Annotated in this window: 23 protein-coding genes and 1 pseudogene; 12 read left to right on the top strand and 12 right to left on the bottom strand. The window is 76.6% G+C overall.

Features of this window, described 5'->3' with window-relative positions; genetic code table 11:
* Positions 1-130: 130 nt before the first annotated feature.
* Genes MODMU_RS18940 through MODMU_RS18925 form a run of 4 tightly spaced genes read left to right on the top strand, consistent with a single transcriptional unit; the run spans position 131 to position 2,325 of the window.
* The gene (locus tag MODMU_RS18940) at positions 131-1,078 is read left to right on the top strand and encodes a siderophore-interacting protein (protein WP_014741980.1); all 948 of its coding nucleotides are present in this window, start codon (positions 131-133) and stop codon (positions 1,076-1,078) included.
* Between the two features lie 29 nt (positions 1,079-1,107).
* Positions 1,108-1,263, top strand: a complete 156-nt coding sequence (locus MODMU_RS28675) for a hypothetical protein (protein ID WP_166503344.1) — start codon at positions 1,108-1,110, stop codon at positions 1,261-1,263.
* Positions 1,260-1,664 (top strand): hypothetical protein, encoded by a 405-nt coding sequence (locus tag MODMU_RS18930; RefSeq protein WP_041795449.1) that lies wholly within the window; start codon positions 1,260-1,262, stop codon positions 1,662-1,664. The genes MODMU_RS28675 and MODMU_RS18930 overlap by 4 nt, the downstream gene beginning before the upstream one ends.
* 58 nt (positions 1,665-1,722) lie before the next feature.
* Entirely contained in the window at positions 1,723-2,325 is a 603-nt protein-coding gene (locus MODMU_RS18925) for a TIGR03086 family metal-binding protein (protein WP_014741979.1), read from the top strand.
* Positions 2,326-2,336: 11 nt separating this feature from the next.
* Here the strand turns inward: MODMU_RS18925 and MODMU_RS18920 are convergent, their stop codons facing one another.
* Entirely contained in the window at positions 2,337-3,296 is a 960-nt protein-coding gene (locus tag MODMU_RS18920; protein ID WP_014741978.1) for a hypothetical protein, read from the bottom strand.
* A gap of 217 nt (positions 3,297-3,513) precedes the next feature.
* On the opposite strand from MODMU_RS18920, the gene MODMU_RS18915 reads away from it, so the two are divergent.
* The gene (locus MODMU_RS18915) at positions 3,514-4,869 is read left to right on the top strand and encodes an MFS transporter (RefSeq protein ID WP_014741977.1); all 1,356 of its coding nucleotides are present in this window, start codon (positions 3,514-3,516) and stop codon (positions 4,867-4,869) included.
* Positions 4,870-4,955: 86 nt separating this feature from the next.
* Here MODMU_RS18915 and MODMU_RS29715 read toward each other — a convergent pair.
* A pseudogene (locus MODMU_RS29715) lies at positions 4,956-5,534 on the bottom strand (HAD-IA family hydrolase); the annotation flags it as partial.
* 61 nt (positions 5,535-5,595) lie between these two features.
* Here MODMU_RS29715 and MODMU_RS18905 point away from each other — a divergent pair.
* The 4 genes from MODMU_RS18905 (at position 5,596) to eutC (ending at position 10,258) form a co-directional block, all read left to right on the top strand.
* Complete coding sequence (locus tag MODMU_RS18905) at positions 5,596-6,546, top strand: pyridoxal-phosphate dependent enzyme (RefSeq protein WP_041795447.1); 951 nt, start codon at positions 5,596-5,598, stop codon at positions 6,544-6,546.
* A 99-nt stretch (positions 6,547-6,645) separates the two neighbouring features.
* The gene (gene eat, locus MODMU_RS18900; RefSeq protein WP_014741974.1) at positions 6,646-8,106 is read left to right on the top strand and encodes an ethanolamine permease; all 1,461 of its coding nucleotides are present in this window, start codon (positions 6,646-6,648) and stop codon (positions 8,104-8,106) included.
* Entirely contained in the window at positions 8,103-9,515 is a 1,413-nt protein-coding gene (locus MODMU_RS18895) for an ethanolamine ammonia-lyase subunit EutB (RefSeq protein WP_014741973.1), read from the top strand. The genes eat and MODMU_RS18895 overlap by 4 nt, the downstream gene beginning before the upstream one ends.
* Entirely contained in the window at positions 9,512-10,258 is a 747-nt protein-coding gene (eutC, locus tag MODMU_RS18890) for an ethanolamine ammonia-lyase subunit EutC (RefSeq protein WP_014741972.1), read from the top strand. Before MODMU_RS18895 ends, eutC begins: the two co-directional genes overlap by 4 nt.
* A gap of 3 nt (positions 10,259-10,261) precedes the next feature.
* On the opposite strand, the gene MODMU_RS27230 is transcribed toward eutC, so the two are convergent.
* From MODMU_RS27230 to MODMU_RS18875, 3 genes are all read right to left on the bottom strand, one after another.
* Positions 10,262-10,666: a nuclear transport factor 2 family protein gene (locus tag MODMU_RS27230; RefSeq protein ID WP_014741971.1), complete on the bottom strand. Its 405-nt coding sequence runs from the start codon at positions 10,664-10,666 to the stop codon at positions 10,262-10,264.
* Between the two features lie 134 nt (positions 10,667-10,800).
* Positions 10,801-11,277 (bottom strand): Rossmann-fold NAD(P)-binding domain-containing protein, encoded by a 477-nt coding sequence (locus tag MODMU_RS18880; RefSeq protein ID WP_014741970.1) that lies wholly within the window; start codon positions 11,275-11,277, stop codon positions 10,801-10,803.
* Positions 11,278-11,338: 61 nt separating this feature from the next.
* Entirely contained in the window at positions 11,339-11,608 is a 270-nt protein-coding gene (locus MODMU_RS18875) for a hypothetical protein (protein ID WP_014741969.1), read from the bottom strand.
* A 37-nt stretch (positions 11,609-11,645) separates the two neighbouring features.
* Here MODMU_RS18875 and MODMU_RS18870 point away from each other — a divergent pair, with 37 nt between their 5' ends.
* Positions 11,646-12,299 carry a hypothetical protein gene (locus tag MODMU_RS18870; protein ID WP_231851684.1) on the top strand — a complete coding sequence of 218 codons (654 nt, stop codon included), beginning with the start codon at positions 11,646-11,648 and terminating at the stop codon, positions 12,297-12,299.
* 7 nt (positions 12,300-12,306) lie between these two features.
* On the opposite strand, the gene MODMU_RS18865 is transcribed toward MODMU_RS18870, so the two are convergent.
* Genes MODMU_RS18865 through MODMU_RS18845 form a run of 5 tightly spaced genes read right to left on the bottom strand, consistent with a single transcriptional unit; the run spans position 12,307 to position 19,492 of the window.
* On the bottom strand, positions 12,307-12,681 hold the full coding sequence (locus MODMU_RS18865) for a DUF1801 domain-containing protein (RefSeq protein WP_014741967.1): 375 nt from the start codon (positions 12,679-12,681) through the stop codon (positions 12,307-12,309).
* 31 nt (positions 12,682-12,712) lie between these two features.
* Positions 12,713-13,447 carry a GAF domain-containing protein gene (locus MODMU_RS18860; RefSeq protein ID WP_014741966.1) on the bottom strand — a complete coding sequence of 245 codons (735 nt, stop codon included), beginning with the start codon at positions 13,445-13,447 and terminating at the stop codon, positions 12,713-12,715.
* Between the two features lie 52 nt (positions 13,448-13,499).
* A complete protein-coding gene (gene cydC / locus MODMU_RS18855) occupies positions 13,500-16,913 on the bottom strand; it encodes a thiol reductant ABC exporter subunit CydC (protein ID WP_014741965.1) in 3,414 nt (1,137 codons plus the stop codon).
* Positions 16,910-17,926 (bottom strand): cytochrome d ubiquinol oxidase subunit II, encoded by a 1,017-nt coding sequence (cydB, locus tag MODMU_RS18850; RefSeq protein WP_014741964.1) that lies wholly within the window; start codon positions 17,924-17,926, stop codon positions 16,910-16,912. The genes cydC and cydB overlap by 4 nt, the downstream gene beginning before the upstream one ends.
* 12 nt (positions 17,927-17,938) lie before the next feature.
* Positions 17,939-19,492: a cytochrome ubiquinol oxidase subunit I gene (locus MODMU_RS18845; RefSeq protein ID WP_014741963.1), complete on the bottom strand. Its 1,554-nt coding sequence runs from the start codon at positions 19,490-19,492 to the stop codon at positions 17,939-17,941.
* 114 nt (positions 19,493-19,606) lie between these two features.
* Between MODMU_RS18845 and MODMU_RS18840 the strand changes: the two genes are divergently transcribed.
* Both MODMU_RS18840 and MODMU_RS18835 read left to right on the top strand, forming a co-directional pair.
* A complete protein-coding gene (locus tag MODMU_RS18840) occupies positions 19,607-19,972 on the top strand; it encodes a BlaI/MecI/CopY family transcriptional regulator (RefSeq protein ID WP_014741962.1) in 366 nt (121 codons plus the stop codon).
* Positions 19,973-19,997: 25 nt separating this feature from the next.
* Positions 19,998-20,942, top strand: a complete 945-nt coding sequence (locus MODMU_RS18835; RefSeq protein ID WP_014741961.1) for a M56 family metallopeptidase — start codon at positions 19,998-20,000, stop codon at positions 20,940-20,942.
* 72 nt (positions 20,943-21,014) lie between these two features.
* On the opposite strand, the gene MODMU_RS18830 is transcribed toward MODMU_RS18835, so the two are convergent.
* Together MODMU_RS18830 and MODMU_RS18825 are read right to left on the bottom strand one after the other, a co-directional pair.
* Positions 21,015-21,347, bottom strand: a complete 333-nt coding sequence (locus MODMU_RS18830; RefSeq protein ID WP_014741960.1) for a helix-turn-helix domain-containing protein — start codon at positions 21,345-21,347, stop codon at positions 21,015-21,017.
* Positions 21,348-21,427: 80 nt separating this feature from the next.
* Positions 21,428-21,916: an Hsp20/alpha crystallin family protein gene (locus tag MODMU_RS18825; RefSeq protein ID WP_166503541.1), complete on the bottom strand. Its 489-nt coding sequence runs from the start codon at positions 21,914-21,916 to the stop codon at positions 21,428-21,430.
* Positions 21,917-22,036: the final 120 nt, after the last annotated feature.

The following is a 22,036-nucleotide window of genomic DNA, read 5'->3' as shown; positions in this document are numbered from 1 at the left end:
ATCTGCGCGGAGCTCGCCCGCTGAGCAGCCCGTCCGGGGGCGGCCATTCCCTTCGGCGTGCTGGTTAGGCTAGCCTCACCAACGTCCGGTCGCGCCCGTGCCGGTCACGCTGAACCCCGGGAGACCCGCGATGACGACGGCCACCACCGCACGGCCCGCGCCCCCGCTGGTCGAGCCCGCTGCGCCGTCGTACCGCTTCTTCTCCGCCCGGGTCACCCGGGTCCAGCGGCTGAGCCCCAGCTTCCTGCGGCTGACCGTCGCCGGTCCGGAGCTCACCGGCTTCGGCGTCGGGGGCGCCGACCAGCGGATCAAGCTGGTGCTCTCCCGCGACGGCGGGCCGGTCCGGCAGCTGCTCTCCGACGGCCCGGGCTGGTACCAGGAGTACTGCGCGCTGCCCGACTCCGTGCGCCCGTTCCTGCGCACCTACACCGTGCGCGCGGCCCGGCCGCAGCTCGGCGAGCTCGACGTCGACCTGGTGCTGCACGGCGTCGAGGACGGCCGCCCCGGCCCCGCCGCCAGCTGGGCGGCCGCCGCCGTCGCCGGCGACCCGGTCGTGCTCCTCGGGCCCGACCGGCCCGGCACCGGTCGCGCGTGGGGAGTCGAGTGGGCGCCGCCCGCCGAGGGCACCCTGTTCCTCGCCGGCGACGAGACCGCCGTCCCGGCGATCAGCGCCATCGTCGAGGCGCTGCCCGCGGGTCGCCGGGCGGTCGCCGTCCTCGAGGTCCCCGAGGCCGGGGACGTGCTCTCCCTCGCCGTCCCGCCCGGCGTCGAGGTCCGCTGGCTGATCCGCGGCTCCCGGGCCCGCGGCGAGGCCCTCGGTCCCGCGGTGCACGCCGCCCTGTGCGAGCTGGGCGTCGCGGCAGCGGCCGCCGGCGTCGAGCCGGAGGACGTCGACCTCACCGGCGGCATCCTGTGGGAGGTGCCGGAGACCGGTGCCGACGGCTGCTACGCCTGGCTGGCCGGCGAGGCCGGGATGGTCAAGGCGCTGCGCCGCCGGCTCGTCCGGGACCTCGGCGTCCCGCGCTCGTCCGTGGCGTTCATGGGCTACTGGCGGGCGGGCGCGGCCGAGGGCAGCTGAGCGGCGCCCGCAGGGCCTACGGTCGGCTCGTGCGTCCCTTCCTGCTCCTCGTCCTGGTGCTGTTCGCGGTCTGGATCGCGATGACCGTCATCGGCTTCGTCCTCAAGGGCCTGTTCTGGCTGGCCGTGGTGGGCCTGCTGTTCGCCGCGGGCGCGGCTGCGATCGGCACCTCCCGCCGCCGGTGACGGTCCTGCTCGTCGACGTCGCCAACACCGTCGGCGCGCGCCCCGACGGTTGGTGGCGCGACCGGGCCGGCGCCACCGCCCGGCTGCTCGACCGGCTCGCGGCGCTGCCCGGCACGGCGCCGCCCGGACCGGACGGCGCACCGGTGCCGGTGACCGCGCTCGTCGCGGTCGTCGAGGGCCGGGCCCGGGACGTCGCGGCGCCGGCCGGGGTGCGGGTGGTGCGGGCCGAGGGCAGCGGTGACGACGCGCTGGCCGCCGCCGCCGCCGAGCTGGCCGACGGGGACGACGACCTGCTGGTGGTCACCGCCGACCGCGGGCTGCGCGACCGGCTCCCCGGTGCCGCGCGGGTCACCGGCCCGGGCTGGCTGCTGGCCACCGCCGACGCAGCCGCGCAGCGCTGACCCGGCGCCTGTCGGGGAAGTACAAGACCCGGGACGGCGCCGGGTGCACGCTGGTGGCATGACCGAGACCCTGTCGCCGACCACCGCCGTGCGGGCCGCCTCCGATCTGGCCGCCGGGCCGCTCCGCGCGGTCACCGCCGACCAGCTCACCGCGGCCACCCCGTGCGGCGACTACGACGTGCGCGCCCTGGTCGACCACCTGGCCTGGGCCGCGGTGCTGTCCCAGCGGGCGGCCACCCGCATGCCGCTCGAGCACGACTGGAGCAGCCTCACCCCGGCGCCCTTCCTCGACGGCGTACCGGTGGAGCGGTGGGCGGCCGCGGTCCCGGCCGAGCTCGACACCGCCGCCGACGCCTGGGCCGACCCGGCGGCGTGGGAGGGCGAGACGCTGATGGGCACCACCCCGATGCCCGCCGAGGTGGTCGGCCCGCTGATGCTCGCCGAGTTCGTGCTGCACGGCTGGGACCTCGCCCGGGCGGTCGGTGCGCCCTATGAGGTCCCCGCCGAGCTGGGCGCGGCCACCCTCGCCGCGGTGCAGCCGGTCGCCCAGATGGGCCGGGACGGCGGCTGGTACGGACCCGAGGTGCCCGTGCCCACCGACGCCCCCGCCTTCGACCGGGCCCTCGGCCTCACCGGCCGGGACCCGGCCTGGCAGGGCTGAGCGGCTGAGCCTCAGGCCGGCGTCGACACCAGGGTCAGCCGGGTGGAGCGACGCCGGCCGGGCAGGCAGGCGGCCAGCGCGAGCAGCACCGCAGCGCCGTCCTCGACGAGCGCGGCCTGCAGCGCCGGCATCCGCTTCCCGGCCCACGTCCGCCAGGCCAGCCCGCCGAAGGACCCCGCGGCGGAGCCGGCGATCCCGGCCAGCACCGGCAGCGCGGCGTTGGCGCCCTGCCGCTTGGCGAGCAGCCCGGCGCCCGCCGCGCCGCTGGCCAGCCGGGCGGGCAGCACGCCCGCATCGGTGCGGGCCGGTGTGCCCGGCTGCTTGTCGGCGTACAGCTCGCCGGCGACCGCGGCGAGACCGGACAGCTTCTTCAGCGCGCCGTTGTCGGCCCCGGTCAGCGCCGGCGCGGCCAGGCCCAGCGAGCTGCGGCCGCCGGTGGCCACGCCCAGCAGCAGCGACCGGCCGACCAGCCCGGCCGACGCGGACCGGCGGGGGAGCACCTGCTCCTGCCGCGTCGGCAGCCCGGCCACCACCGCCTGCGCGACCGCGCCGTAGGCCAGGTGCGGCACGGCGTCGGCGATCCAGTCCTCGCGCGACCACGTCCGCGGGTCGCTGACGCCGAGGGCGGCGACCGGGACGTCGGTGGCGGCCAGCGCGGCGGCGCCCTTCACCACGGCGCCGACCGGGAACGGCATCCGCACCCCGGCCGAGCGGACCAGGCTGAACACCACCCCGAGCCCCACGCCGTTGGCGATGCCGGCCAGCTCGCCCAGCCCTCGGCGCCGGGCGTCCCGGGTGGCCCCGCGGCCGGGCACCTCGGTGCCGGCCGCGTCGGCGATCGCGTCCACCAGCTGCTGCGGGACGGTGCTGGCCGGGCGGCCGCGGACGGCCATGTCGAGGTACGTGGCGGCGTGCAGCGCGACGGTGCCGGCAGCGCCGGCGATCAGTCCGCGCGAGAAGGTCCCGGTCATCCCCTGACCCTCACGGCAGCGGCCGGTGGCGGCAACCGGAGGCGGGACTGTGACCAGCGGGACAGCGACGTGGGGACACTCACGCCTGCTGGACACGGCATTGACACACGCCGCTCACGTGTGCATGGCACCGTGGAGTCAGCGCCCGAGGTCGTGTGCTCTCCGACCCCCGCCCGTCGCACTGCGGTGCCGCGCGTACACCCCCTGAAGGTCTTCCATGCTCCGTGCTGTCCTCGTCCGTCCTTCCGTCCCCGACCCCTCGCCGTCCCGGCTGCGGGCGGCCGTCGCCGTCCTCTTCGCCCTCGACGGCTTCGTCTTCGGCAGCTGGGCCGCCCGCGTCCCCGACGTCAGCGCCGCCACCGGCGCCGGTCACACCGCGCTCGGCGTGGCCCTGCTCTGCCTGTCCCTGGGCGCCCTCGCCTGCATGCAGCTGACCGGCGCGCTGTGCGCCCGGTTCGGCACCGGCCTCACCGCCGCGGTGGCCGGCATCGCCGCCAGCGCCTGCGCCGTGCTGCCCGGCTTCGCCACCGGCGTCCCCTCGCTCTGCGCCGGGCTGCTGGTGTTCGGCGCCGCCACCGGCGCGGTGAACGTCGCCGCCAACAGCGTCGGCGTGCAGGTCGAGGCCCGCGCCGGCCGGCCGCTGCTGTCCGGGCTGCACGCCGCCTTCAGCGCCGGCGGGCTGCTCGGCGCGCTGCTCGGCGGCCTCGCGTCCGCGCTGGTCGGCGTGCTGCCGCACCTGCTCGCCGTCGCCGTCCTGGGCCTGGCCGTCATGGCCTGGGCCGGACCGGTGCTGGCCGGCGCCGACGCCGGCACCCGCGGCGCCGCGCAGGTCGCCCCCGGCGCCGGCGCAGACGCCGGCCCGCGGCCGACCGCCGTCCTGGTGGTGCTGGGCGCGGTCGCCGGCGCCACCGCCTACGGCGAGGGCGCGCTGTCGGACTGGGGCGCGCTGCACCTGCGCGAGCAGCTGCACGCCGCCCCCGCGCTCGCCGCGGCCGGGTACGCCGCCTTCTCCTCGGCGATGGCGGTCGGCCGGCTGGCCGGTGGCCGGCTGGTGGGGGCCCTCGGCGAGCGCCGGCTGCTGGTCGGCGGGGCGCTGGTCGCCGCCGCCGGCGCGCTGACCGCGGTGCTGACCCCGTCGCTGCCGGTGGCGCTCGGTGGCTTCGTGCTCGTCGGGCTGGGCCTGGCCAACGTCTTCCCGCTCGCCATCGCCCGCGCCGGCGCGCTCGGCGGGCCCTCCGGCGTCGCGCTGGCCACGACCGTCGGCTACACCGGCCTGCTCGGCGGCCCGCCGGTCATCGGGTTCCTCGCCGAGCACGCCGGGCTGCCCACCGCGCTCGGCACGGTCGCGCTGATGGCCGTGCTCGCCGCCGTGCTGGTGCTCGGCATCGAGGGCTCCGCGCTGCGCCGGCCCTCGCTGCCGCGGGCCGGCTGGGCGCAGCCGGTGCTCTTCGGTCGTCGTCCGGTGGCGGTGGTCCTGCGCCCCGTGGGCGACGCGCTGCAGCCGGCGGCGACAAAGGTGCGCCGCGGCACCGGCAGATACGTCCGCGACCTGCGGGTGCTCGAGGTCAGCTGACCGACCAGCGCGGCGAGGTCCGGGCCGGTCAGGTCGAAGCCGCTGCCGTCGCCGCCCGTCCCGCGGTCCAGGTAGGCCGTCCGCAGGCCCTCCCCGGCGGCGGCCCGGAGGTCCCAGGGGTGGGCGGCGACGAGCACGACCTGCTCGGCCGGCAGCCCCAGCACCTCCAGGGCCTGCCGGTACATCCGCGGGTCGGGCTTGTAGGCGGCCACCGACTCGGCCGAGACGACGGCGGTCCACTCCCACCCGACGTTGGCGAACATGGCGCCCGCCTGGCCCAGCCCGGCGTTGGTCAGCGCGACGACGGGCAGCTCGGCGCGGAGTGCGGCCAGCGCCTCCGTCGTCCCCGGGAACGGCTCGATGCGGTACCCGAAGCGGGCCAGCTCGGCCGTCTCCCGCCCGGGCAGCTGCAGCCCGTGGGCGTCGAGGACCTCGGTGAGGGCCGCCTGCTCCACGTCGTCGGCCATTTGGAACGGCAGCTCCCCGGCCGCGATGGCCGCCCGGACCCGGCCGCCGCGCTCGTCCCACTCGGCGGCGAGCCCGGCGGCGCCGTCGGCGAGCTGCGGGAGGGCCCGCCGCACCGCGTCGGCCCGCGCCCGGTCCTCGTCCAGCAACGTGCCGAGGACGTCGAAGACGACGGCGGTGACCGGCGCGTCCAGTGCCATGCCCGCAGTCTGGCCCACACCTCCGTGCGGCACACCCCTGCGGGTGGGGGAGGCTGGCCGGGTGACGACCGCTCCCGTGCGCCTGTCCCCGTGGCCGACCCCGCTGGACCCCGCGCCCCGGCTGGCGGCGGCCCTGGGCCTGCAGCCGGACGACCTGTGGGTCAAGCGGGACGACCTCACCTCCTTCGCCGGCGGCAACAAGGTCCGCAAGCTCGAGCACCTGGTCGGCGAGGCCGAGGCCGGCGGCGCCACCGTGCTGGTCACCAGCGGCGGGGTGCAGAGCAACCACGCCCGGATGACCGCGGCGGCCGCGGCGGTGCGGGGCCTGCGCGCCGTCCTCGTGCTCTTCGGCGAGGCGGACGCCGCCCGGGCCGGCAACCTCGCGCTGGAGGAGCTGTTCGGCGCCCGGGTGGTGGTCGTCGGACCGGGCGAGGACGTCGACGCGCGGGTCGCCGCGGTGGCCGAGGAGCTGCGCGGCGACGGCGAGGTGCCCGCGGTGCTGCCGCTGGGCGGCTCGACGCCGACCGGTGCGCGCGGCTACCTGGCCTGCGCCGCCGAGCTGGCCGAGCAGCTGCCCGGCCTGGACACCGTGGTCGTGGCGGTCGGCTCGGGCGGGACGATGGCCGGCCTGGTCGCCGGGCTCGGCGCCGAACGGGTGCTCGGGGTGGACACCGGCGCGGTCGACGACCCCGACGTCCGGGTCACCGCCCTGGCCACCGCGCTCGGCGCGACCGTCGGCGATCTCCGGCTGCGCCGGGACCAGGTGGGGGCGGGCTACGGGCAGCTCACCGACGCCGCGGCCGCCGCGATGACCACCGCCGCCCGCACCCAGGGCCTGGTGCTCGACCCGGTCTACACCGGCAAGGCGCTGGCCGGGCTGGCCGCCGCGGTCGCCGACGGCTCGGTGCGGCCCGGCCGGCGCACGGTCTTCCTGCACACCGGCGGCCTGCCGGGCCTGTTCGGCCACCCGTACGCCGCGCAGCTGGCCGGGGAGCTGCTCGGGCGGGCGTGAACAACGTGTTCCGATGCGCCGCACCCCGTTGACCGGGGGGAGCGGGCGGAACAGGCTGGCCCGGCCCGCTCCGAGAGGCCCCGAGCCGAAGGACACCCGATGACCGCCGAGCCCGCTGCCCGATCAGCCCACGCACCCGGGCGGGGGGTGGAGACCGAGGCGGTGGACGCCGGGTACCTGCAGAAGCGCGAACTGCGCTCGGGGACGGCCGGGTGGCTGCTGCTCGCCGGGCTGGGGGTCTCCGCCGTCATCTCCGGCGACTACGCCGGCTGGAACTTCGGGCTGGCCGAGGGCGGCTTCGGCGGGCTGCTCATCGCCGTCGTGCTGATGGCGGTCATGTACACGGCGATGGTCTTCGGGCTGGCCGAGCTGGGGTCGGCGCTGCCGACCGCCGGCGGCGGGTACACCTTCGCCCGCCGGGCGCTGGGGCCCTGGGGCGGCTACGCGACCGGCATCGCCGTGCTCATCGAGTACGCCATCGCGCCGGCCGCCATCGCCACCTTCATCGGTGCCTACGTCGAGTCCCTCGGCCTGTTCGGCATCACCGACGGCTGGTGGGTCTACCTGGCCGTCTACGCGCTCTTCATCGGCATCCACCTGCTGGGCGTCGGCGAGGCGCTCAAGGCGATGTTCGCCGTCACCGTCGTCGCCCTGCTCGGCCTGGTGGTCTTCCTCGTCGGCGCCGTGCCGCAGTTCGACTTGGCGAACCTGCTCGACATCGCCCCCACGGACGCGGCCGGCGCCTCGGACTTCCTGCCCTACGGCGTGCTCGGCATCTGGGCGGCCTTCCCCTTCGCGATCTGGTTCTTCCTCGCGGTGGAGAGCGTGCCGCTGGCCGCGGAGGAGGCCCGCGACCCCGCCCGGGCCATGCCCCGCGGGATCGTGGCGGCGATGGGCGTGCTCGTGGTGCTCGCCGTGCTCATGCTCGTGTTCACCCCCGGCGCCGGCGGCTCGGCCGCGATGGCGGAGTCCGGCAACCCGCCGGTCGACGCGCTCGCCGCGGCCGGGGCCTCGGACGGGCTGACCCGGGTGGTCAACTACGCGGGCCTGTTCGGCCTGGTCGCCAGCTTCTTCTCGATCATCTACGCCTACTCGCGGCAGACCTTCGCGCTGTCCCGGGCCGGCTACCTGCCCCGCGCGCTGTCGGTCACCAACGGGCGCAAGGCACCGGTGCTGGCGCTGCTGGTGCCCGGGGCGATCGGCTTCGTGCTGTCGCTGACCGGGCAGGGCGCGATGCTGCTCAACATGGCCGTCTTCGGCGCGACGGTCTCCTACGTGCTGATGATGGTCAGCCACATCGTGCTCCGGCGTCGCGAGCCGGACCTGCCGCGGCCCTACCGCACCCCGGGTGGGGTGGCGACGACCGGCGTGGCCCTCGTGCTGGCCGCGGCGGCCGTGGTCGCCACCTTCCTGGTCGACGTCACCGCCGCGCTCTGGACGCTCGCCGCGTACGCGCTGTTCCTGGCGTACTTCGCGCTCTACAGCCGGCACCACCTGGTGGCGTCCGCGCCCGAGGAGGAGTTCGCCGCGCTCGCCGCAGCCGACGAGGAGGTCCGGTGACGATCCGGAGGCAGACCCTCGGCGGGCACACCTTCGAGTTCGCCTCGCTGTCGGACCTGCTGGCCAAGGCCACCCCCGCCCGCTCCGGCGACGTGCTGGCTGGCGTGGCCGCGGAGTCCCAGGCGCAGCGGGTGGCCGCCCAGTACGCCCTCGCCGACGTCCCGCTGGCCACCTTCCTCACCGAGCAGGTGGTCGGCTACGACGAGGACGACGTCACCCGGCTGATCCTGGACACCCACGACCCGGCCGCCTTCGCGCCGGTGGCGTCGCTGACCGTGGGCGGGTTCCGCGAGTGGCTGCTGGCCCGGGCCGCGGAGCGGGACGAGGCGGCGATCTCCGGGCTGGCCCGCGGGCTGACCCCGGAGATGGTCGCGGCGGTCTCCAAGCTGATGCGCAACGCCGACCTGGTGGCCGTCGCCCGCCGGACCCGGGTGGTCACCGGGCTGCGCAGCACGATCGGGCTGCCCGGGCGGCTGGCCTCCCGGCTGCAGCCCAACCACCCGACCGACGACCCGGTGGGCGTGACCGCCTCCGTCCTCGACGGCCTGCTGCACGGCAGCGGGGACGCCGTCATCGGCATCAACCCGGCCACCGACTCCCCGGCGCAGACCGTCGCCCTGCTGGAGCTGCTCGACGCGGTCATCAGCCGCTACGAGATCCCCACCCAGTCCTGCGTCCTCGCGCACGTGACCACCACGCTGCGGGCGCTGGAGGCCGGCGCCCCGGTCGACCTGGTCTTCCAGTCCGTCTCCGGCACCCAGGCCGGCAACAAGGGCTTCGGCGTCACCCTGGACCTGCTGGCCGAGGCGCAGGCCGGCGCGCTGGAGCTGGGCCGCGGCACCGTCGGGCGCAACGTCACCTATTTCGAGACCGGGCAGGGCTCGGCGCTGTCGGCCGACGCCCACCACGGCGTCGACGGCCGGGCGGTGGACCAGCAGACGCTGGAGTGCCGCGCCTACGGGGTGGCCCGACACTTCGACCCGCTGCTGGTCAACACCGTCGTCGGCTTCATCGGCCCGGAGTACCTCTACGACGGCAAGCAGGTGGTCCGCGCCGGGCTGGAGGACCACTTCTGCGGCAAGCTGCTCGGCCTGCCGATGGGCGTGGACGTCTGCTACACCAACCACACCGACGTCGACGGCGACGACACCGACACCCTGACCCTGCTGCTCGGGGCGGCGGGCTGCTCGTTCGTCATCGCCGTCCCGGGGTCGGACGACGTGATGCTGCACTACCAGTCGCTGTCGTTCCAGGACGTGCTGGCCGCCCGCTCGGTGCTGGACCTGCGGCCGGCGCCGGAGTTCGAGGCGTGGCTGGCCCGGATGGACCTCCTCGGGGACGACGGCCGGGTGCGCGAGCTCGCCGCCGACGCCCCCGCGGTCCGCGCGCTCCTGGCGGCCGCCCGGTGAGCGCGGTCGACAACGACCCCTGGTCGCTGCTGCGCGGCGCCACCCGCGCCCGGGTGGCGCTCGGCCGGGCCGGGGACGGTCTGCCCACGGGGCGCGAGCTGGAGTTCCGGGCCGCGCACGCCGTCGCCCGGGACGCCGTGCACACCCCGCTGGACGCCGACCGGGTGCGCGCCGCGCTCGCCGACGCCGGCGTCGGCCTGCCGCTGCTCGAGGTGCGCAGCCAGGCGCCGGACCGCACGACCTACCTGCAGCGACCGGACCTCGGCCGCCGGCTCGCGGACGGCACGGAGCTGCCCGCCGGTGACCACGACCTGGCGCTGGTGCTCGCCGACGGGCTGAGCCCGCGCGCGGTGCACGAGCACGCCGCCGGCACGGTGGCGGCGGTGCTGGACCGGCTCCCCGGCTGGTCGGTGGCCCCGCTGGTGCTGGCGCACCAGGCGCGGGTGGCCCTTGGCGACCCGGTCGGGGAAGCGCTGGGCGCGCGGATCGTCGTCGTGCTGGTGGGGGAGCGGCCGGGCTTGAGTTCCGCGGACAGCCTGGGGCTCTACCTGACCCACGACCCGCGGCCGGGCCGGGCGGACTCCGAGCGCAACTGCATCTCCAACGTCCGCCCGCCACACGGGCTGTCCTACCCGCAGGCCGCGGACACTCTCGCCGCGCTGCTGCAGGCCGCCCGGCAGCTGGGCGCGTCCGGCGTCGTCCTCAAGGACGAGGGGGCGGCTCTGCCGCCCGGCGCCGGCTGAGCCTCAGCCGAGGACGGCGTCCAGGGCGTACTGGTCGCCGGCGGTCGCCCAGAACTCCGCGATCCGGCCGCCCCGCATCCGGCACACGTGCACGTCGGTGACCGCGCAGGACCGCTCCCCGCTGCGCGCCGTGACGTCGACCAGGGCGAGGACGTGCTCGTCGTCGGCGAGGACGGTGCGGACCTCGATCCGGAAGGACCCCTCGGTCGCCGCCATCAGCCGGCCGAACATCTCGTAGACCGCCGGCGGGCCCGCGTAGGTGCCGGAGAACTGGTTGCGGCCGGGCAGGTGCCACCGGACGTCCTCGGCGAGGACCTCGTCGAGGGCCGTGAGGTCGCCCTTGGCGAAGGCGTCGTAGGCCGTGCGGACGACCGTGACGTGGGGGTGCTCGGACATCGGCTCGAACACGGCGTGCCCCTCCCGGAGTTGTCCCCCCGCGCCAGGCAGTGTGCTCTCCCGGACCGGCCGGCAGAACAGTTCCGCGCACGCTCGTGCTCTGCTGCCCGGGAGGCAGCAGAGCACGAGCGCCGGCGGACCGGTGGTCAGGCGGCGGCGTACGAGCCGGAGCTGAGGTCCTCGAGCAGCGACGGGCCGGTTTGCTTCCAGCCGAGCTCGGCGCGGGCCCGGGCGCCGGTGGCCTGCTGGTCGAGGTCGAACGCGCCGGCCAGCGGGCCGAGCCGGTCCTCGGTCTCGGCGTCGGTGGACGGCACGGTGCGGAGCTCCTGCCCGGCGCCGCGCAGCGCGGCCTCCCCGATCTCGCGAACCGCCGGGTTCTGCCCGCTCACGCCCAGGTGGTAGGAACCGGGCGCGGCGCCGGTCAGCGCGGCGACGTAGAGCCGGGCCAGGTCGTCGGTGTGCACCGTCGTCCAGTGCTGCTCCCCGCTGCCGGGCAGCACCAGCGCGCCGTCGTCGGTGCGCGGACCGTCCTTGACCAGGTTCGGCAGGCCCAGGCCGCGGCCGTGCACGATGCCGGGGGCGATGAGGACCGAGCGGATGCCGTCGGCGGCCGCGGCGCGCACCCGGGCGTCCAGCGGCAGCCGCCACGCGGTCAGCTGCGGGCAGAGGCGGGGAGCATTCCCCTCAGAAGCGGCGCAGCGGCCCGATCCGCATCACCGCGCTGAGCAGCACCTCCATCGGGTGCCGCTGCGGGCGCTGCACCTCGGCCGGCCAGTCCGGCACCATGTCCGGGTCGGCCGGCGCGGTGGCGGCCTCGACGACCCGGCCCTGCAGCCGCGCCCGCACCTCCTCGGCGCTGTAGGCCCGGCGGTGGCGTTCATGGCGGACGAGGACCGCACCGGTCGCCGCTACGCCGACGATCCCGGCGACTCCGAACAGCTTGGACAGGCGCATGAGCCGTTATGTTAGTGATGTGGCTCACTCACGTGTCGTGTCGCGTACGTCCTCGGCCTCGTTGTCGCTCCCCGAGGCGGTCGAGCTGACCCGCACCGGGGACATCTGGGTCTTCCGCGGCGGGTCCGTCGCCGACCGTGCCATCCAGGCGGTCACCAACGCCCCGGTCAACCACGTCGGCGTCGCCGTCGTGCTCGACGACCTCCCGCCGCTGCTCTGGCACGCCGAGCTCGGGCACTCGCTGGCCGACGTGTGGTCCGGCCGGCACCAGCGCGGCGTCCAGCTGCACGACCTCTCCGACGCCGTCTGCGTGTGGAAGAAGCGGTACGGCCAGCAGGCCTGGCTGCGGCAGCTGGTCGGCCCGGCCGAGGACGGCGGCGTGACCCGGGAGATGGAGGACGCCGTCCTGCGCACCATCGCCCGGCTGGACGGCAAGCCGTTCCCCACCACCCGGCACCTCGCCCGCGGCTGGCTGACCGGCAAGGTGCGCCGGCACCTGACCAACGACACCATCTTCTGCGCGGAGCTGGCGGCGACCACCTACACCGCGATGGGCCTGCTGGCGGCGGACCGGCCGATGAACGCCTACGACCCGGGCAGCTTCTGGTCCGGCGACGACCTCCCGCTGGTCGACGCCGAGCTGGGCCGGGAGATCCGGGTCGACGTCCCGGCCGGCCCGGTGTGCGGGTAGCGCCGGCTCAGACCGCGACCCAGCGGTTGACCAGCGCGACGATCGCCTGCTGCTGAGCCGCGACCTCCGCCGGGTCGCCGAGGGTCAGCACGGCCCGGTCGGGCGCCACCCAGCGCAGCAGCCCGGCGTCGTCGCCGAACTCGAAGCCCTCGGTGTCCTGCGGCGTGACGCCGCGGTGGAACACCAGCTGCAGGTGGTCGGTGGGGAAGAGCCGGAAGGTGACCCGGTCGACGCCGCGGGAGCAGAAGCTCGGCGCCTTCCACTTCACGTGCTCGGTGAGCTCAGCGTTGCCGGCCATGATCGCGGCGCGGATCCGGCGGACGTCGTCGGCACGGGGGTGCTGCAGGTCGGCGAGGAACTCCTCGACCGTGGGCTGGGCCATGCCGCCCAGCGTGCCGCACACCGGCGACGGTTCAGCCCTCGCCGGGCCGGCCCAGCACGTCGGCGGGTCGCAGCCGGCCGCTGACCAGGTCCGCCGCGACGGAGTCCACCGACCGGCCGGCGGAGTAGGAGTAGCCGCGGAGCAGCGCGAGGGCCTCCGGGGGGTCGACCTCGAGGGCGCCGCTGGTCCGGTCCACCGCCGTCCACACCACCGCCCGGCGCCGGGCGGGCGGGCTGTGCAGCCACTCCGGGCCGCTCTCCGCCGTCCAGGAGGACCAGACGAGGGCGTCGGTGAGCGCCGAGGTGACCAGGTCGGCGACGGTCAGCGCCGCGAAGACGTCCAGCCGGGGCACCTCGGCGGCGTCGACGAAGAAGAGGTTCATCGCGCCGACCCGGGTCAGCGGCGAGCGCAGCGGCAGCGAGGCGATGCCGCGGAACGGCGTCTCGTCGACCAGCAGGTCGGCGTAGACCGGCCAGCGCCGGCGGAGGTCCTCCTCGACGACGAACACCGGCTGGCCGGTCTCGTGGGCGAACAGGCACGGGCCGGTGCCGACGGTGAACTCCAGCCGCTCGGCCCGGGCGGCCTCTGCCGAGCTCGCGCCCAGCGGCGACCGGCCGGTCTCGGTGGCCAGCAGGCTCAGCCCCGCGCCGTCGACGCCCAGCGCCTCGGCGGCGGCCCGGGCCAGCCGGCCGGGCAGCAGGTGCCCGTCGTCCCCGGCCCCCGCCTGGGCGGCGAGGGTCGCGGTGAAGCGAGCGACGAGGTCCACCCCTCCACGTTCCTCCACCGGCGGGGTCGCCGCACGCCGGGGGGGGGGCGGTTCAGCGGTGCGCCGGTGCCGGTGCGGAGGGTGCGAGTGCCAGCACGGTGTCCTGCTCGCCGGCGACCGCCGGGTCGTGGGTGGCGCAGACGACCAGCCGCCCGGCCAGCGCCCGGCGCAGGTCCGCGACGAGGGCCGCGGCGGTCGGCGGGTCCAGGTGCGCGGTGGGTTCGTCGAGCAGGACGACGTCGCGGTCGGCCAGCAGCGCGCGGGCGACGGCCAGCCGGCGCCGCTCGCCGCCGGACAGCGAGGTGCCGCCGGCGCCGACCGGGGTGTCCAGCCCCGCGGGCAGGTCGGCCAGCAGCGGGCCCAGCCCGGCGGCGGTGAGCGCGCTCCGCATGGCCTGCTCGCCGTCCGGGCCGGCCAGCTCGCCCCGCGGGCGGGCCAGCGCCAGGTTGGCGCGCACCGGTGCGTCGAAGACGTGCGCGTCCTGCGGGCACCAGGCGATGGCGGCCTGCACGTCGGCGCGGGTCAGCCGGTCGGTGGGCACGGGTCGGCGGCCGTCGCCGAGCACGTACTCGCCGGAGGTCGACCGGAGCGCGGCCATCAGCACCGACAGCAGCGTCGACTTGCCCGAGCCGGACGGCCCGGTGACGACCAGCCAGCCGGAGCCGGCGGTGGCCACCAGGTCCAGGTCGGTGAGGACGGCCGGGCGGCCGGGCCAGCCGGCGGTGAGCTGCTCGGTGGCGAGCTCGCGCACCGGCGCCGGGGCGGCGACCCGGTCCGCGGGTGCCGGGTCGGCCGCGACCGGCTCGGCGAGCACGGCTTCCACCCGGGACCGGGCGTCGCGCCAGGCCGTCCGGGAGCGCCGGGCCGCCCCGATCGCGGTGAGCGGCTCGAGCAGCGCCAGCGGGGCGAGGGCGAGGACGGCGGCGACCGGGGCGTCCAGCCGGCCGGCCTGCACCGCGGCGGAGCCGGCGGCCAGCGCGAGCACGGCGGCCGCCCCGGTGGCGAGCACCGCGACGGCGTCGCCGAGCGCGGCCGCCGCGGCACCGGCGCGGGCGGCCCGGCCCTGCCGGCGGCCCAGCGCGTCGAGTCGGTCGGCCGCACCCGCCGCCAGCCCGTGGGCGCGCAGGTCGCCGGCCGCCTCGAGGGTGGCGGTGGTCTCCCGCAGCGTCACCGTCTGCAGCTCGGCTGCGGACCGGGCGACGCCGCGGTCCGCCCAGCGGTGCACGCCGACCGTGGCCAGCACCGCGGCGGCGAGCACGGCGGCGACCAGCAGGCCGGCGCGCGGGTCGAGCACGGTGAGCACCGCGGTCGTCCCGGTGAGCACCACGCCCGCCACCCACTGCGGGGCGACCACCCGCACCGAGAGGTCCTGCAGCAGCCCGACGTCCCCGACCAGCCGGGCCAGCGCGCGACCGGGCGTCCGGTCGGCCGCCGGGCCCTGCGCGACCAGCGCGCGCCACAGCCGCAGCCGGGTGGTCGAGGCGAGCCGGAAGGCGGCGTCGTGGGTGGCCAGCCGCTCGAGCCAGCGCAGCACCGCCCGGCCGAGCCCGGAGGCCCGCACGGCGACGATCGCCACCATCAGGGTGAGGATCGGCGGCTGCTCGGCGGCGCGCACGATCAGCCAGCCGGAGACCGCGGTGAGCGCGATCCCGAATGCGCTGGAGGCAGCGCCCGCGGTGACCGCCCGCACCACCGCCGGCCGCGGCCACGACAGCCCGCCGTCCGCCGGACCCGCGTTCACGGCCCCGGTTTCGGCGCCGAACCCCGCGCCGGTTTCGGCGCCGAAACCGGCACCGGTCGGGATGGCAGCGGTCTCGGGGGCGGGGGTGGTGAGCGGGGCGGGGTGAGGCGGGGGGAGGGCCGGGCGGCCGGGGAGGGTGACGGTGCGGTCGGCCAGGGCGGCGAGCGCCGGCTCGTGGGTGACCAGCACGGTGCACAGCGACCCGCGCAGCCGGAGCAGCAGCTCGGCCACCGCGGCGGTGGAGTCCGCGTCCAGCGAGGCGGTCGGCTCGTCCAGCAGCAGCACCCGGGCGCCGCGCTGCACCCGGACCAGCGCCCGGGCCAGGGCGACCCGCTGCAGCTCGCCGGGGGAGAGGGTGCGGCAGGCCCGCTCGCGCAGGTGACTGCCCTGCACCCAGTCCAGCGCGGTGTCGGCCAGGTCGGTGGCCCGCGCGGGGTCGACGTCCCCGGCGTGCCGGCGGAGCTCGTCGACGACGGTGTCGGCGACCGTGGTCGGGGACTGCGGGACGACGGCGACGTCGGCCGGCCGCAGCACCGTGCCGCCGACCCGGGCCGCCGCCCCGTCGAGCAGCTGCCCGGCGAGGACGGCGAGGACGGTCGACTTGCCCGAACCGCTCGGCCCGCGCAGCGCGACCAGCTCCCCGGGGTCCACGGTGAACGAGGCGCCGGCCACCGCGGGGCCGCCGCGGCCGGGGAAGGTGACGGTCAGGTCCTCGACGGTGAGGCCGCGCGGCCGGCCGGCCGGGAGCTCGCCGACGACCGGTCGCGGCGCCGGGGTGGCGAGCGCCGCGCGGGCGGCGGCCGCGGCCTCGGCGGCGTCCTCGGAGGCGTGGTGCGCCGAGCCGAGCGCGCGCAGCGGGGCGAACGCCTCCGGGGCCAGCAGCAGCGCGAGCAGGGCGACGTCCAGCTCCATCGTGCCGTGGGTGAGCCGGACGCCGACGGTCACCGCGACCAGCGCGACCGACAGCGTGGCCAGCACCTCGAGCACCAGCGCGGAGAGGAACGCGATCCGCAGCGTGGCCAGGGTGCGTCGGCGGTGCGCCTCGCCGAGCTCGGCCAGCGCGGCGAGCTGGTCGGCGGCGCGGCCGAGCCCGACCAGCACCGGCAGCCCGCGGACGAGCTCGGCGACGTGCCCGGCGATCCGGTCCAGCGCGCGGGCGGCCGCGGCCGTCTCGTCCCGGGTGTGCAGCCCGACCAGGGCCATGAACAGCGGCACCAGCGGCAGGGTGACCGCGACCAGCAGCGCGGAGAGCCAGTCGGTGACGCCGAGGACCACCAGCAGCACCGGCGGGACGACGGCGGTCTGGGCCAGCGTGGGCAGGTAGGTGGCCAGCGCCGGGCCGAGGTCGTGCAGCCGGGTGGTGGCCAGCACGGCGGCCGGTCCGGTGCCGCCCGCCGCGGCCGCCGCCTCGCCCTCGCCGTCGAGCAGCCGGGTGAGCAGCCGGCGGCGCAGGGTGTCCTCGGCCCGCCGGGCGTCCCGGGCGGCCAGCACCTGGCCCAGCCCGGAGCCGGCCGCCCGGACCGCCGCCCCGCCGAGCGCGACCAGCAGCGCGGTGCCGGGCGTCGTCCCGGCGGCGACGTCGGCCACCGCCCGGGCCAGCCCGGCGGCCAGCAGCACCACGCCGGCGGTCTGGACCAGCGCCAGCACCGCGGCCCGCGCCAGCGCGCCGATCAGCCCCGGCACCCCGGCGAGCGCGCCCAGCGGCCCGCGCCCGGGAGAGCTCATGCCGGGACCTGCTCCGCGTGCGGCGTCTCCGGCTCGGCGGTCAGCCGCTTCCGGAACACCCAGTAGGTCCAGGCCTGGTAGCCGAGCACGACCGGCAGCCCGACGCCGGCCGCCCAGGTCATCACGGTCAGCGTGTAGTCGCTGACCGAGGCGGTGGCGATGGTGACGTCGAAGGCGGGGTCGATCGTCGAGGGGACGACGACCGGGTAGGCCGCACCGAACACGGTGGCCGCCGACCCGAGCAGCACCACCGCCCAGGCGGCGAAGGCCTGGCCCTCCCGATCGACCCGGATCCGCGCCCATGCGACCAGCACCGCGAGCGCGGCGACCAGCAGCAGCACCGCGGTGGCCACCGTGCCCGACCGCAGCTGCACCAGCAGCGCCCACAGCAGCAGCGGCAGCGCGGCCACCGGCGCCCAGCGCCGGGCGAAGGCGCGGGCGGCCAGCCGCACCGGGCCGTCGGTCTTCAGCGCCAGGAACACCGCGCCGTGGACCAGGGAGAACCCGAGGACGGCGACCGCGCCCAGCAGCGCCGACCAGCCGAGCCCGGCGAACGCGCCGCCGACCCGGGTGCCGTCGGCGTCGATCGGCAGCCCCAGCGTGGTGGCCCCGAGCGCGGCGCCGATGCCGAGCGAGGCGATCAGCGAGCCGGCGGTGATGACGTGGGTCCAGGTGGTGTCCCACTGCGCGGTGTGGTGGGAGTGCCGCCACTCGAAGGCGACCGCCCGGACGATCAGCCCGACCAGCACCAGCACGAACGGCAGGTACAGGGCGGGCAGCCAGGTGGCGTACCAGCCGGGGAAGGCGGCGAAGACCGCGCCGGCGGCGGTGATCAGCCACACCTCGTTGCCGTCCCACAGCGGGCCGATCGAGCGCAGCATCAGGTGCCGGTCGGCGGGGCGGCGGCCGAGCACCGGCAGCAGCGCGGCGACGCCGAAGTCGAAGCCCTCGAGCAGCAGGAAGCCGGTCCAGAGCACCGCGACGGCGACGAACCAGACGGTCTGCAGGTCCATGGTCAGCTCTCCCTAGTACGCGAAGGACAGGACGTCGTCGTCGGTCTGGTCCCGGCCGCCGGGCAGGTCGTCGTCCGGCGTCCCCTCGGGGGTGTGCCCCGGCGTCGGGGCGCCGTCGCCGGTGGTGATGCCGCGGCGGACGAACCGGACCAGCAGCCACGCCTCGACGACGGCGAGCGCGCCGTAGAGCACGGTCAGCGTGCTCAGCGAGGTCAGCACCTCCCCGGCGCTGACGCCGGGGGAGACGGCCTGGGCGGTGAAGAAGTACACCTGGTCGGCGCGCGGGACGTCGGGGTTCGGGTAGACGACGAAGGGCTGGCGGCCCATCTCGGTGAAGACCCAGCCGGCGGCGTTGGCCACGAACGGGGCGGCGACGGCGGCCAGCGAGCCGTAGACGGCGAGCGGGTTGGTCGGCACCCGGCCGCGGCGGGTGGCCCACAGCGCGTAGGCCCCGACGCCCGCCGACAGCATGCCCATGCCGATCATCAGCCGGAAGTTCCAGTAGGTGACGGCCAGCACCGGGGTGTAGTCGATGGGCTCGCCGGCCTTGTCGCCGAAGCTCGGGTCGTCGGGGTAGGTGGCGCCGTAGGCCGCGGCGTACTCCTGCTGCAGCTCGTTGACACCGGGGACGGCGGTGGAGAAGTCGCCGTGCGCCAGGTAGGAGAGCAGGTAGGGCACGGTCCAGGAGTGGACGTCGTCGCACTCGTTGGAGCCGAGCTTGCCGAAGGCGAAGATCGAGAACGGGGCGGGCGCCTCGGTGGTGCACAGCGCCTCGGCCGAGCTCATCTTCAGCGGCTGCTGCTCGTACATGAGCTTGCCCTGCACGTCGCCGGTGACCGCGGTCAGCATGAAGGCGGCGATGGAGACCCAGCCGCCCAGCCGCACCGAGCGGCGCCACACGCTGTGGTCGACGTCGGTGGTGGGGGCGCCGGCGAGCTTCCGCTTGCGAAGGTGCCACAGGCCCACGCCGACCAGCGCGGCGCCGGCGACCATCAGCGCGGCGACGATGGTGTGGCTGAACGCGGCGAGGGCGGTGTTGTTGGTCAGCACCGCGAGGAAGTCGACCTGCTGCGGCCGGCCGGTCGCGTCGTCGGTGACCACCCCGACCGGGTGCTGCATCCAGCTGTTGGCCGCGATGATGAAGTACGCGCTGACGATCGAGCCGATGACCGCGGCCCACAGCGTGGCCAGGTGGACCTTCTTCGGGATCCGGCCCCAGCCGAAGATCCACAGGCCCAGGAAGGTCGACTCGAGGAAGAAGGCGAGCAGCGCCTCCAGCGCCAGCAGGGAGCCGAAGACGTCGCCGACGAAGCGGCTGTACTCGCTCCAGGCCAGCCCGAACTGGAACTCCTGCACGAGGCCGGTGGCCACGCCGAGCACGAAGTTGATCAGGTAGATGCGGCCCCAGAAGCGGGTCATCCGCAGCCACTCGGGCTTGTCGGTGCGCACCCACATGGTGTGCATGACCGCCACGAGGATCCCCAGGCCGATGGTCAGCGGGACCATCAGGAAGTGGTAGACGGTGGTGATCCCGAACTGCCAGCGGGCGATGTCCAGCACGTCCACCGCTACCTCCTCGGTTGCTGTCGTACGATCGACACGTTCCTTTCTACGCCGAGTAGAAGAGCAGTTCTACGCTTTGTAGAAGACGCGCCGTGTGAGCTGGCCGACAGGAGATCGATGAACACCCTGGGGGACCTGGAGCGCTCCGTGCTGGAGCACCTGTGGGCCGTCGGCGGCCCGCGCACGGCGACCCAGCTCAAGGAGGACCTGGCCGACCGCGGCCTGGCGCTGACCACCGTGCACACGGTGCTGACCCGGCTGGAGCAGAAGGGCTTCGTCGCCCACGACGACGCCCGGCCGCGCCAGTTCCGCGCCGTGGGCACCCGCGAGGAGCACGTGGCCGAGCTGATGCACGAGGTGCTCGGCCAGGCCGGTGACCGGCAGGCTGCCCTGGCCCGCTTCGTCGGCAGCGTCGGCGCCGACGAGGTGCGGATGCTGCGCGCGCTGCTGGCCGGCGCCGGGGACGACGCCGCGGCGCGTTGACCGCCCGACCGGCGACCCGCTGACCGTGCTGCCCGCGACCGCGCTGGCGCTGGGCCTGCTGGCCGCGCTGCTGGCCTGGCCGGTGCCGGCCGCGCTCGCCCGCGCCGGCTGGCCGCAGCGCGACCCGCTGGCCGCGCTGGTCTGCTGGCAGGCGATCGGGCTGGCCGGCGGGCTGTCGATCATCGGCGCGCTGCTGACGCACGGCCTGGCCCCGTGGGGGCACTCGCTGCCCGAGGCGTGGTGGCACTGGGTCACCCACTGGTCCACCGGGGCGCCGCCCGAGGAGCCGGTGCGCGGCGACCACTGGGTCGCCCAGACCCTGGCCGCGGTCCTCGCCCTGGAGCTGCTCGGCGTGCTGCTGCTCTCGCTGCTGCGCACCGCCCGCACCCGGCGGCGGCACCGCGCGCTGCTGGAGCTGGTCGTCCAGCCCGCCGCAGCGGGGGAGGACACCCGGCTGCTGGACCACCCGGCGCCGGTGGCCTTCTGCATCCCCGGCGCCCGGCCGCTGCTGGTGCTCTCCTCCGGGATGGTCGCCGAGCTCGACGGCGCCCAGGTCGACGCGGTGGTCGCGCACGAGCGCGCGCACCTGGCCGAGCACCACCACCTGCTGCTCCTGCCGTTCGTCGCCTGGCGTGCGGCGCTGCCGGTGCTGCCGGCCGCCGACCGGGCGCACGACGCCGTCCGCGACCTGGTCGAGATGCGGGCCGACGACGTCGCCCTGGGCTCGCTGGCCGGCCCGGACCGGCGGCGGACGCTGGCCGCGGCGATCGTCGCGGTCGCCGCCGGCGCCGGTGGTCCGCTGCCGGACGGGGCGCTCGCGGTCAGCGGCGGCGCGGTCGCCGTCCGGGTGCGGCGGCTGCTGGCGCCGGCCGCCCCGCTGCCGGCCGCGGCCCGCACGGCCGCGCTGGCCTGCGCGCTGGCCCTGCTGCTGGTCCCGACCGTCCTGCTGGTGCTGCCCGCCCTCAGCTGAGGTCGTCCGCCGGAGGTGCACCCTCGGCGGACTGTTGCACCGCCAGAGGCGCGCTCTCGGTGGAGACGGCGGTCAGGCGCTGCGGGAGTCGTGGTCGCGGAGCTCCTGCCGGGCGGCGTCGGCGTCGGCGACCGCGTCGGCGAGGTCGTCCTGCAGCTGGACGATGACCTGCGCGGAGGAGAGCGGGTGGCCGTCGTCGAGCAGGACGCGCACCCGGGCGGCGATCCGCAGCTGGGCGCGGGAGTAGCGCCGGTGCCCACCGGGGGAGCGGTGCGGGGAGAGGACGCCGCCGGAGTCGAGGCTGCGGAGGAACGCCGCCTGGACGCCGAGCAGCTCGGCCGCCTGGCTCATGGTGAGCACCGGGTGGTCGGGGTCGTCCAGCGGGTGTAGCGGGTCGGTGCTCATCGCCCCTCCATGGAACGTGTCCCCTCCGGAGACGAGGAGGGGCGGGACCTCGCGGCCCCGCCCCTCCCTCGTGGTGTCGATCAGCCCTCGACGGCCTGGTGCTGCTCGCCCTCGATGGTGCGGCCCTCCACCTGGGCGGGGGTGTCCGCCCGGGACACGGTGATCTTGCGGGCCTTGGCCTTCTCGGCCACCGGGATGCTCACGGTCAGCACCCCGTCGTGGTAGCTGGCCTCGAGCCGCTCGGTGTCCAGGCTGCGGCCCAGCACCAGCTGGCGGGTGTAGCTGCCGAACGGGCGCTCGGCCACCTGCCACTGGGCGTTCTCGATCTGCGGGACCGAGCGCTCCGCGCTGATGGTCAGCGTGGTGCCCTCGACCTGCAGGTCGATCGAGCCGGGGTCGACGCCGGGCAGGTCGAAGTGGGCGACGAAGTTGTCGCCGACCCGGTAGGCGTCCATCGGCATGCCGGCGAGCGGGCGGGCGGTCGTGGTGCCGCCGCGGCCGGTGAGCTGGTCCAGCGCGCGGAGCGCGGCGGACGTGGCGGCGAACGGGTCGTTGGAAGTCAGCATCATGGCTGCGTACCTCCGGAGATGATGCGGTCGAACGGTCCAGGGATGCGCTGCCCGAGGAGAACCTCTAGCGGCAACTGAAGATTACCTCGGCCGCGCACCGGAGTAAACACCTCCGCTTGA

The organism is Modestobacter italicus (genome assembly GCF_000306785.1).
In the GTDB taxonomy this organism is placed as follows: Bacteria; Actinomycetota; Actinomycetes; order Mycobacteriales; family Geodermatophilaceae; genus Modestobacter; species Modestobacter italicus.
This window is presented reverse-complemented; position numbering and strand designations above follow the sequence as displayed.

What these genes read in the sequence shown, in the direction of transcription:
- MODMU_RS18940 (WP_014741980.1), top strand. Translation starts at nt 131, where the DNA reads ATGACGACGGCCACCACCGCACGGCCCGCGCCCCCGCTGGTCGAGCCC.
- MODMU_RS18925 (WP_014741979.1), top strand. Translation starts at nt 1,723, where the DNA reads ATGACCGAGACCCTGTCGCCGACCACCGCCGTGCGGGCCGCCTCCGAT.
- MODMU_RS18920 (WP_014741978.1), bottom strand. Translation starts at nt 3,296, where the DNA reads ATGACCGGGACCTTCTCGCGCGGACTGATCGCCGGCGCTGCCGGCACC.
- MODMU_RS18915 (WP_014741977.1), top strand. Translation starts at nt 3,514, where the DNA reads ATGCTCCGTGCTGTCCTCGTCCGTCCTTCCGTCCCCGACCCCTCGCCG.
- eat (WP_014741974.1), top strand. Translation starts at nt 6,646, where the DNA reads ATGACCGCCGAGCCCGCTGCCCGATCAGCCCACGCACCCGGGCGGGGG.
- MODMU_RS18875 (WP_014741969.1), bottom strand. Translation starts at nt 11,608, where the DNA reads ATGCGCCTGTCCAAGCTGTTCGGAGTCGCCGGGATCGTCGGCGTAGCG.
- MODMU_RS18865 (WP_014741967.1), bottom strand. Translation starts at nt 12,681, where the DNA reads ATGGCCCAGCCCACGGTCGAGGAGTTCCTCGCCGACCTGCAGCACCCC.
- cydC (WP_014741965.1), bottom strand. Translation starts at nt 16,913, where the DNA reads ATGAGCTCTCCCGGGCGCGGGCCGCTGGGCGCGCTCGCCGGGGTGCCG.
- cydB (WP_014741964.1), bottom strand. Translation starts at nt 17,926, where the DNA reads ATGGACCTGCAGACCGTCTGGTTCGTCGCCGTCGCGGTGCTCTGGACC.
- MODMU_RS18840 (WP_014741962.1), top strand. Translation starts at nt 19,607, where the DNA reads ATGAACACCCTGGGGGACCTGGAGCGCTCCGTGCTGGAGCACCTGTGG.
- MODMU_RS18830 (WP_014741960.1), bottom strand. Translation starts at nt 21,347, where the DNA reads ATGAGCACCGACCCGCTACACCCGCTGGACGACCCCGACCACCCGGTG.
- MODMU_RS18825 (WP_166503541.1), bottom strand. Translation starts at nt 21,916, where the DNA reads ATGATGCTGACTTCCAACGACCCGTTCGCCGCCACGTCCGCCGCGCTC.